The 10,341-nt window shown below is 32.5% G+C and carries 12 protein-coding genes; 6 read left to right on the plus strand and 6 right to left on the minus strand.

The features are described from left to right. Positions 1-140: 140 nt before the first annotated feature. Genes ACTB1H_RS07485 through ACTB1H_RS07505 form a run of 5 tightly spaced genes read right to left on the minus strand, consistent with a single transcriptional unit; the run spans position 141 to position 4,913 of the window. Complete coding sequence (locus ACTB1H_RS07485; RefSeq protein ID WP_463262231.1) at positions 141-635, minus strand: PTS sugar transporter subunit IIA; 495 nt, start codon at positions 633-635, stop codon at positions 141-143. A 14-nt stretch (positions 636-649) separates the two neighbouring features. Next, positions 650-1,696, minus strand: a complete 1,047-nt coding sequence (locus ACTB1H_RS07490; RefSeq protein ID WP_463262220.1) for a MupG family TIM beta-alpha barrel fold protein — start codon at positions 1,694-1,696, stop codon at positions 650-652. Beyond that, on the minus strand, positions 1,689-3,113 hold the full coding sequence (locus tag ACTB1H_RS07495) for a PTS transporter subunit EIIC (RefSeq protein WP_463262221.1): 1,425 nt from the start codon (positions 3,111-3,113) through the stop codon (positions 1,689-1,691). Before ACTB1H_RS07495 ends, ACTB1H_RS07490 begins: the two co-directional genes overlap by 8 nt. 29 nt (positions 3,114-3,142) lie before the next feature. Continuing rightward, a complete protein-coding gene (gene murQ, locus ACTB1H_RS07500; protein ID WP_463262222.1) occupies positions 3,143-4,039 on the minus strand; it encodes an N-acetylmuramic acid 6-phosphate etherase in 897 nt (298 codons plus the stop codon). Positions 4,040-4,058: 19 nt separating this feature from the next. Further along, positions 4,059-4,913 carry a MurR/RpiR family transcriptional regulator gene (locus ACTB1H_RS07505; protein ID WP_463262223.1) on the minus strand — a complete coding sequence of 285 codons (855 nt, stop codon included), beginning with the start codon at positions 4,911-4,913 and terminating at the stop codon, positions 4,059-4,061. Between the two features lie 200 nt (positions 4,914-5,113). Here ACTB1H_RS07505 and yqeC point away from each other — a divergent pair, with 200 nt between their 5' ends. The 3 genes from yqeC to ACTB1H_RS07520 are packed head-to-tail and all read left to right on the plus strand — an operon-like array spanning position 5,114 to position 7,404. Beyond that, a complete protein-coding gene (yqeC, locus tag ACTB1H_RS07510; protein ID WP_463262224.1) occupies positions 5,114-5,845 on the plus strand; it encodes a selenium cofactor biosynthesis protein YqeC in 732 nt (243 codons plus the stop codon). Then, positions 5,826-6,632 (plus strand): selenium-dependent molybdenum cofactor biosynthesis protein YqeB, encoded by an 807-nt coding sequence (gene yqeB, locus ACTB1H_RS07515; protein WP_463262225.1) that lies wholly within the window; start codon positions 5,826-5,828, stop codon positions 6,630-6,632. Before yqeC ends, yqeB begins: the two co-directional genes overlap by 20 nt. Then, positions 6,622-7,404, plus strand: a complete 783-nt coding sequence (locus ACTB1H_RS07520; protein WP_463262226.1) for an XdhC family protein — start codon at positions 6,622-6,624, stop codon at positions 7,402-7,404. The genes yqeB and ACTB1H_RS07520 overlap by 11 nt, the downstream gene beginning before the upstream one ends. A 15-nt stretch (positions 7,405-7,419) precedes the next feature. On the opposite strand, the gene ACTB1H_RS07525 is transcribed toward ACTB1H_RS07520, so the two are convergent. Next, a complete protein-coding gene (locus ACTB1H_RS07525) occupies positions 7,420-8,568 on the minus strand; it encodes an aminotransferase class V-fold PLP-dependent enzyme (RefSeq protein ID WP_463262227.1) in 1,149 nt (382 codons plus the stop codon). 159 nt (positions 8,569-8,727) lie between these two features. Here ACTB1H_RS07525 and yedE point away from each other — a divergent pair, with 159 nt between their 5' ends. From yedE to ACTB1H_RS07540, 3 genes are read left to right on the plus strand one after another with little or no spacing between them, the layout of a single operon-like run. Next, on the plus strand, positions 8,728-9,813 hold the full coding sequence (gene yedE / locus ACTB1H_RS07530) for a YedE family putative selenium transporter (protein ID WP_463262228.1): 1,086 nt from the start codon (positions 8,728-8,730) through the stop codon (positions 9,811-9,813). After that, positions 9,803-10,012 (plus strand): sulfurtransferase TusA family protein, encoded by a 210-nt coding sequence (locus ACTB1H_RS07535; RefSeq protein ID WP_463262229.1) that lies wholly within the window; start codon positions 9,803-9,805, stop codon positions 10,010-10,012. The genes yedE and ACTB1H_RS07535 overlap by 11 nt, the downstream gene beginning before the upstream one ends. Positions 10,013-10,016: 4 nt before the next feature. Continuing rightward, positions 10,017-10,253 carry a DUF3343 domain-containing protein gene (locus ACTB1H_RS07540; protein WP_463262230.1) on the plus strand — a complete coding sequence of 79 codons (237 nt, stop codon included), beginning with the start codon at positions 10,017-10,019 and terminating at the stop codon, positions 10,251-10,253. Positions 10,254-10,341 lie beyond the last annotated feature (88 nt).

Raw genomic sequence — 10,341 nt, forward strand, 5'->3', positions numbered from 1 at the left:
CCTCACGATGGACACCCTTGTCTTAAGCTAACGGTTGGCACTATCAACCTCCGTATCGGACTTTCACCGACTAGTTTACGCCCATGCTGGGCGCACAAATAAAATCGAGCAGCAATGTGCTGACTCGATTTTTTATATAGTTATCTATCGTTCAATATGATTGTAAAAATATTATCTCCTGCATGCAAATATTCGGCTTCTGTAATTATTATTTCTTTAACTACTTCCATATTTGTTATAACTATAGGAGAAATTGTTGATTTTGCATTCTTTGAAATATATTGCCAGTCTGCCTTAATGAGTTTATCTCCAGTTTTAACTTTTTGATTTCTTTCGATATAAACTTCAAACCCTTCTCCTTTTAAGTTTACTGTATCTATACCTAAATGGATCAGTAATTCAACATTCTCTTTATTCCTTAAACCCAATGCATATTTTTGAGGAGCAATCTGTACTATCTCTCCATCAAAAGGAGAATAAACAAATTCGTCATCAGGCAATATAGCTATTCCATCTCCAACTAATTTACCAGAAAAAACTTTATCTGGTACATCTTCAATTTTAACAATTTTCCCAGTAATTGGAGTTTTTATTACAATCTCATTACTTTTGTCTTTCTTAAATATATTAAACATCAAATCTTCACTTCCTAAACATTTATGATTTTAATTTTATCCCCATTTTTTATACACTTTAAAAGCAATATATATTCATCTTTAATTTGCCCGATAACATTTACTCTTTCATCTGCTTGATAATCTTTCTTTGTAATTTGAATTTCACCAGAATATCTGCCATATTTATAATTATCAATAGTTAAACACCCTCTAATTCTCTTAATACAATTATGATCATATATTTTATCGCCCATTGAAGCATACTCTCTTGATTCCTTTAATCTCAAGAGAGAATATGGAGAGTCTTCTCTTATACTAAAAATTGTCCCATCCAAATATTTATAATTTTCATCTAGCTCAACAGGAAAGATTATAACATTATTTTCTTTGTAATACTTTATCATATCATATTCTACATGCGATATGATTCCATCTCCAACAATGATATCATTAATTGAATAATTTTTATGCATATCAACAAAACAAGCATATGGTGAACAATTTCTATGACTTTCTAAAGTAGGCAACCCTTCATAAACAGGTCCTCTCAAATTCAAATCACCAGGTATGAAAGCATAAATCCGAAAATTATTTTCTAATAACATATTATTTAGATCAATAAATTGTTTATCATCTAGTCCTGTATCAACTCTAGGATAAAAATTGTGTATTGCGATTAGTTTCTCAGGAGTATCATTTAATTTTTCTAGAAGATTTTTATTGATTGTAGATCCATTTATAGCTATCTTGACATTATTTTTAATTTCAATGATTTCTGAAATATTAAAACCATAATCAATTCTAAGGATATCTATGGGTAATAAATTTGCAAGCTCTTCTAGACTAGTAACTTTAAAATTGGATAAAGTTTTATTTGATACATCAGCTATCACATTATATCCAATCTTTTTAACACTTTTTATCATTTCTGTAGCTTCATTGATAAATTCTTCATTGTTTTCCTCTGGTACATGCAATGAAGTAAAAACAGAAGCCCCCTCTGTATATACAGAAGGTAAAGCTTCTATGTTTTCTCTCCATGTTGAAACATAAATTGAGAAACTAATATTACTAGACATTTTTTACTTCATCATCTTTCATTACAAAATAAGTTATTATGAAACCTGCTATATATGATATAACTAATCCAATAAAGTAGTTTAACATTGACTCTGGTTTCATTATTGGTATTGCAACTAATCCAGATGGTCCCCATGCATTAGCCATTACTCTACTAAGCATTACATAAGCCCCACCAAATCCTGCCCCTAAGCCAGCTGTAATAAATGGTTTAAACAAAGGCAATGTAACTCCATATATGAGTGGTTCTCCAACTCCTAAGAAACCTGCTGGCAATGCACCGGTAATTACCTTTTGCATCCTAGTATTGCCAACTCTCTTGGCTTTAATATAAATTGCAATTGCAGCCCCTACTTGCCCAGCACCAGCCATTGCTAATACAGGAAATAATGATACTCCACCTAAATTTTCTAACTGAATAGCATATATAGGTATTAACCCATGGTGAAGTCCTAATAAAACCATTGGTAGAAATATTGCTGCTAAAATATATCCACTTATTATGTTAACAATTGAATTAGGAGACCCTATGATTAAACTCAAACCTCTAACCAATAAATCTGAAAGATATCCAGTAACAGGCATAATTATAAATACAAATAATACTGAAGTTATTAACAATGTCAAAAATGGTGTTACAACTAAATCTAATACATCAGGTATTCTCTTTCTAATCCTTTTCTCAATCTTTGATAGTATCCAAACTCCTAAAATAACTCCTATTATCCCACCTTTTCCTGTAGTCAAAATTGATTTTAGTGGGACTTCAGCATCATATAATCCAAATATAGTCGAAATAGCAACTATGTTAGGGCTGATTGATATTGCACCTAGCATTCCGCCTAAACCTTCAGTTGCACCGAATTGTTTTGCTGCATTTATACCAGTATATATTGCGAAATATCCTAGGAACCCACCGCCAATAAGCGCAAATAAAAGTTGGATGACTTTCCATGTACCTTCAGCCGGTAATATTGCTTGCCCTTGGAGTGTCGAAATTAAACTAGCAAGTCCATTAAATAGCCCAGCTGCAATAATTGCAGGTATAAGAGGGATAAATATATCAGCTATAGTTTTTATGGCTTTTTTTAATGGACTCTGTTTTTGCATTGCTTTGATCTCTTCTTTGTTTTCTATCCAATCTTCATCAACTGTAAAATCTCTTGGAATTCCAAGCTCATCAATGCATATATCAGCAACTTTTTTTGCTTTGCCTGGCCCTAAAACAATTTGTGCATAATTCCCATCTATTACTGTTCCAAGTACTCCTTCGGTGTTTTTTAACTCAGTTTCATTTACCAAACTAGGATTTTTAACAGTTATTCTTAATCTAGTCATGCAGTTTGCTGCTTTTATTATGTTTTCTTTACCACCTACGAGTTCAACAATTCGTATAGCTAATTGTTTATTATCCATTTTCTTCCTCCTTGTATTTTTATAGTATATTAATTTAATAATGCCTTTCTAATATGTCCTTTGTTTTTTCTCAGTCTTTCAATCGCCTCCTCAAAAGAGCAATTTTTAAGAATCATAACTATTGCAGTCTTTGCATTGCCATCAGCTAACTCTAAAAATTTTTTTGCTTCATCTCTACTACAATTTGTTGCAGCCATAACAATATTTTCAGCTCTCATTTTAAGTTTCTCATTGGTTTGAACAACATCTACCATTAAGTTCTGGTATACTTTACCAATTCCAACCATTGTACCAGTTGATATCATATTTAAAACCATCTTCTGTGCTGTACCTGCTTTTAATCTAGTTGATCCAGTCAACACTTCAGGTCCTGTAACAACTTCTATTGCTAAATCTGTTTCCTTGCCCACTTCAGAATCTTTGTTGCATGCAATTGCAATAGTATGTGCACCTATAGATTTAGCATATCTCAGTCCATAAATTACATAAGGGGTTCTCCCACTAGCTGCAATACCAACAACTACATCTTTACTATTCACACCAATTGATTTTAAGTCTTCTTCCCCTAATGTTTTACTATCTTCAGCCCCTTCTACTGCTTTTATAAACGCTTTTTCACCTCCGGCAATAAGTCCAATCACTAAATCATCCGGAGTACCAAATGTCGGAGGGCATTCTACTGCATCTAATAATCCTAATCTACCACTAGTTCCTGCTCCCATATATATTAATCTTCCGCCATTTTCTAAAGATTTAGTACAAATCTCAATTGCTTTTGCAATATTCTCTAATTCATCTCGTACAGCCCTGATTACATTTTCATCTTCTTCATTCATCACTTTAACTATTTCTAAAGGTTCCATTTGATCTAAATTAATTGTTTTTGGATTTCTCGACTCTGTTGTTAGTTTTTCAATATTTGTCATAATATTTCTCCTCCTAAAATTATTCTACTGGTTTGTATGGTTTTTCAATGTGAGTTTTTTGAAATTGCTTTAAATATTTTTCATAGTTTCTATTAATGAGAGCAGTAAATAAAATATCAATAATACCTAATTGCGATATCCTTGATGACATTGCCCCACTTCTAAATATAAACTCTGTGGCTGAAACATATAGATTATAATCAGCTATTTCAGATAATGGATTTTCTTCAAACCTAGTAATAGCTATGATTGGAGCATTGTTTTCTTTGGCAGTTTGAACGCATCTAAGTACTTCTTCCGTCATTCCCGAATAGCTGATTGCAATAGCAACATCATTATTAGTTATGTTTCGTGCCTGTAGCAGCTGAGCATGCCAATCATCACTGATTAAACAAGGCTTATTTATTCTTAAAAATTTAAGGTATGCATCTTTTGCTACTAAAAGTGATGAGCCCATTCCAAATAGATGTATTGTATTTGATTTGTCCAATAGGTCAACACATTCTTCTAGTATTTGTAAATCAATAAGCTTCATAGTATTTTCCAATGAAACAACATTTTTATATGTAACCTTTTCAATAATACTTTCTAATGAATCTTCTCTATTAATTTCTTGGCTTTTTTCGTCTAGCACCTCTTTCCTTAAAGCAAGCTCATAAACTAAAGATTTCTGAAAATCTTTATAGCCTTTAAATCCTAATTTCTTGCACAGCCTTACTATTGTAGAAGCCGAAGAATACGTTTTCTCAGCTAGTTCATGAATAGTTAAATTGGCTGCTTCTTCAGGTTTCTCTAATAGAAAATCAATAATTTTTTTATCTGCACCATTTGCATTAGCTTTGTACTCTTGAATTCTAACAAATGTACTTTTCATAAGTTACCTCCATGGAATAACTTGCCAAGTTTTAAGAATATTATACCATTTGAAATTATATTATAAACAACCAAACATTATATAGAAATTTAGTTTCATATTATGAATGATTTTTATTTATAAAACTAATTTATTTGCACATATTTAATACTTAAGCCACTTTATGCTATAATTAATGATAATAACTTTAGGAGAATAATATGGAATATATTTATCAAAAATTTAATATTGATCTATCAAAGAATGAAATCATCTCTTTTGTAGGTGCAGGTGGAAAGACTACTACAATTGAAAAACTTTCAAAAGAACTATCGTCACTAAACAAAAAAGTTCTTGTGACAACTTCAACTGCAATGTTCAATCCAAATATGGACATATATGACATTATCTTCATTGGTTCATTCCCTGAAGATTATGTACCTAAAGACAGTTCAATTACATTTTATGCAGACACTTCTATAGGTAAAAAAGTGAAATGCTTAGATTTAAATAATATTGATGAGATAATAAAAAGAGATGTCTTTGACTACATACTCATTGAAGCTGACGGTTCAAGAGAAAAACCTATTAAAGCTCCAAATGAAACTGAACCCGTAATAACAAACTACACTACAAAGACCGTAGGAGTAATAGGTCTAGATTCATTAGGAAAACCAATTCAAGAAATATGCCATAGGCCTGAAATCTTGTGCAAATTGACAGATAAATTAATTGATGATTCGGTTGACATCAATTCTATAACCGAATTAGTGAAAAGTCCCCTAGGATTATTTAAAAATGCCGTTGGAGAGAAGATTTTATATATAAATAAAATTATAGAAATTTCTGATGCTATCGAAATCAAGAGTAGTTTAAAAGATGTTCCAGGGCTTAAGGTAGTTTTCGGTGAAATGTATGATTGGAGGAAAGTCAATGCAAATAGTAATAGTTAGAGGTGCAGGTGACATAGCTTCAGGTATTATACATAGGCTTTTTAAATCTGGATTTAAAGTAATTGCTCTGGAAATTGAAAAACCTCTTTCTATCAGAAGAACAGTGTCATTTTCGGAAGCCATATACGATGGAGAAACAACCGTTGAAGGTGTAAAAGCTGTATTTGCAGACAATGTAAAGACTGCTCTATCAATATTAGAAGATGGATATGTTCCAGTTTTAATTGACGAAGAGGGCTTGTGTATAAAACAAATAAAGCCAATGGCTGTTGTTGATGCGATATTAGCTAAAAAGAATCTAGGAACTAATAGAAATCTAGCTCCTATAACCATTGGCGTAGGCCCAGGATTTTGTGCTGGAGAGGATGTTGATTATGTAATAGAAACAAAAAGAGGGCATTACCTTGGAAAAGTTATATATAAAGGCTCTGCTATTCCAAACACAGGTATACCTGGATTAATAAATGGATATGGAGAGGAGAGAGTGATTAAGTCTCCATGCGATGGATTAATAAGGCATGAGAGAAATATAGGTGATTTAGTAAAGGAAGATGATATCATCTGCTATGTCGGAGACTTAAAAGTCAAATCTCCAATTAAAGGTGTCATTCGAGGCCTTATTAGAGAAAATCTCTTTGTCACAAAATCTATGAAAATAGCTGATATTGACCCAAGAGGAGAAATTGATTATATTTACACTATTTCTGATAAAGCAAGAGCTGTGGCTGGAGGAGTTTTAGAAGCACTATTACATGGATTATCAAAGGGTGATAAAAATGAATGTTAATGTTTTAAAAGAACTTATTGAGCTTCTAGATAAAGGAAAAGTATTTGCACATGCAACTGTTGTAAATGCAAAAGGCTCTACGCCGAGGGAAATTGGCGCTGATATGCTTATTTTAGAAAATGGTGAAACAGTCGGGACTATTGGCGGAGGAGCATTGGAACTTAAAGTCATAGAATTGTCAAAGGAGTGCATTCAGTCGCAAAAAAGCAGCATATTTAATCTTCCTCTAAATTCGCCAGACATCGGCATGATATGTGGCGGAGAGGTTGATGTTTTCATCGAAACCTTCAAATCAAAACCTAAATTAATCATATGCGGTGCTGGTCATGTGGGAAAAGCCCTCTATGATATAGCAAAAACACTGGACTTTAAAATATCTGTTTTAGATGACAGAGAAGAATACTTAAATGAAATGAGATTTCCTGATGCAGATGAGTTGATCTTAGGGAAAATAAATGAATCTTTGATCAATTGCCATATTGATGAAAATACTTATATCTGTATTGTCACAAGAAGCCATAGAGAAGACTATGAAGCATTAGAATCCGTGGTAAACTCTAACGCAAATTACATAGGTCTAATGGGCAGTAAGAAAAAAGTAAAAGAAATATTTGATGAGCTCTTGTCTAACGGAATAGATGAGATCAAATTGTCAAAAGTTAAAGCTCCAATAGGTTTTAATATTGCTACAAACTCACCTGAAGAATTAGCAATTAGCATAATAGCTGAAATATTAGCGGTGAAAAACAATAAAACAGCTCATCCCCTTTAATAAAAAAGGGGATTTTTAATATAATATTTTCTTTAAAGCAACCAGTGTCTCATTAATTTCTTCAATTGTGTTGTGATATCCGATAGAAAATCTAATAGTTCCTTGGGGAAATGTTCCTAAAGTTTTGTGAGCAGATGGAGCACAATGCAGCCCACATCTAGTCATAATATTAAACTCGGAATCTAATCTATGTGATACTATAGCATTATCTTGATAAATGCAGTCTATTGAAATAGTGCTAACTCTTCCTTCTATACCCTTTAATCCAATTATCTTTAGTCTATCAATTTCATTTAGCCCTTCTATAAACCTTTTAGCCATATTCATTTCTTTTTTATAAATATTGTCTATCCCGGTCTTTTTTATGAATTTTAAAGCTTCACTTAATCCAAATATACCAGGCAAGTTTAACGTGCCACTTTCAAATCTGTCTGGCATAAATGGAGGAATTTCCTCTGTATCTGACATGCTGCCTGTTCCACCTACAATAAGTGGCTCAATCTCATTTATCATATCACTTGAAACTAAAAAACCTCCAATGCCTTGTGGACCCATTAAACCCTTATGCCCAGTAAATGGGAGAAAGTCGATATTGTTTTCTCTCATATCTATCATTATACTGCCCGCAGTTTGGGCTGTATCAACAACAAACTTCACTCCATTTCTCCTGCATATTTCTCCAATTTCTTTTATAGGTAGAATCGTACCACATACATTAGACGCATGTGTTATCACTACTAATTTAGTGTTTTCCTTTATAGACTTTTCAATATCATATGGATTAAGCCGCCCAAATTCATCACACTTAACTCTTGTAAACTCCACTCCGCATTTTTCTAATTGAACTAAAGGCCTCATAACAGCATTATGTTCCATTGAAGAAACAATTACATGATCACCATGCTTTAAATATCCCTTGATTACAGTGTTTAAACTTTGTGTTATATTTTGAGTAAATATACAATTTGCACTGTCTTCTCCATTAAATAATTCTCTTAACATTTCTCTTGTCTCAAATACAATTTCTTCGGCTTTATATTGTTCGCTATACCCTCCTCTATTTATGTTGGCTCCTATATTGTTAATATAGTACTTCATGCTATCACTAACTCCAGGCGCTTTTGGGAAACTCGTAGCAGCATTATCTAAATATATTTTGTTCATATTTATCCCTCCATAACTATAATACATCAAATATATCATTAGATTCTATATTCACTATTATTTTTTTCAATAGATAATGATTATCTATTGCGAATTAAAATGTTTATTTTTTAACAATTGTTGTATACTAAAATTAAATAAGAAGGGAAGAGATTGTTGATGAAAAAGAACAAAGGTATTATTTTCACAGGTCTAGTAATTGGACTAATTTCAGTTTTATTAGTTAAATTTGGAAATCCTGCTAATATGGGTTTTTGTATCGCTTGTTTTATAAGAGATACAGCAGGAGCTTTAGGATTACATAGGGCAGAAGCTGTGCAATATGTTAGACCCGAAATAATCGGAATAATTATTGGCGCATTTGTAATGAGTATTGCGGGCAAAGAATTTAAAGTAAAGGGTGGCTCTGCTCCTCTAACTAGATTTGTTCTAGGGTTTTTTGTAATGATAGGTGCTTTGATGTTTTTAGGCTGTCCGTTGAGAATGATTTTAAGATTAGCAGGTGGAGATTTAAATGCAGTCATTGGCATCTTAGGATTTACAGCAGGTATATTTGTCGGTGTGCAGTTCTTGAATAAAGGTTTTAGTTTAAAAAGAAATTACACATTGCCTAAAACCGAAGGATATATATTGCCAAGTATATCAGTGATTTTATTTATACTATTAGTTGCTTTTCCTACACTTTTGCTTTTTAGCAAAGAAGGCCCAGGAGCGAGCCATGCGCCTATTTATATTTCGCTCATAGATGGTTTGATAGTAGGAGTATTATCTCAAAAGAATAAATTATGCTGTGCTGGTGGCATTAGAGATATAATTATGTTCAAAGACTACCATTTAATTTTTGGTTTTTTGGCAATTTTTGTTGCTGCTTTAATAGGAAACTTGCTATTAGGACAATTTAAACTAGGCTTTGTAGATCAACCAATTGCTCATACTGATGGTCTGTGGAATTTATTAGGGATGGGACTAGTTGGATTTGCATCAGTATTACTAGGAGGATGCCCACTAAGACAACTTATTTTATCAGCAGAAGGCAATATCGATTCAGCTATTACAGTTTTAGGTCTAGTTTTTGGTGCTGCTTTCGCACATAATTTCGGATTAGCTTCATCCGCTCAAGGTCCTACTCTAAATGGCAAGGTTGCCGTTATCATTGGTTTTGTAGTAGTATTTCTTATAGGATACTTCAATATTGACAAATCTAGCGAAGTTGAAATTAAGGAGAGTGTTAAAATTGAAATATAAAGTTGTAGACGCAAGAGGCAGATCCTGTCCAGAACCAGTACTAATGACTAAAAATGCTACAAAAGATAATTCTGATGTACAAGTTATAGTCGACAGCAAAGTAGCTAAAGAAAATGTAGAAAGATTTGCTGTTAATGCTGGATATAAAGTGGATATAAAAGAAGATAAAGATTCGTTCATATTAACTCTTAAGAAGTGATGACATGGAATATATAGCACTATTTTATACACACTATGGAGCGATTAAATACTCCAACTTTCTTAAATCAAAAGAGATAGAAAATAAAATAATGCCAGTTCCAAGAGCTTTGAGCTCTAGCTGTGGAATATGTATTAACTTCTCCACTACAGCAGATATTCGTGATCTTGTGAGCAAAGATATAGAAAGCATCTTTATGCTCAAAGATGGTGAATTCAAAAAAAATATATCAATCGAGTAGGAGGTAATTAATTATTTTAATTACCGTCCTCTCACACCACCAAGCATACCGTTCGGTACTTGGCGGTTCATTAAGACAGTCTAAATTT

It is taken from the genome of Soehngenia sp., assembly GCF_055108775.1.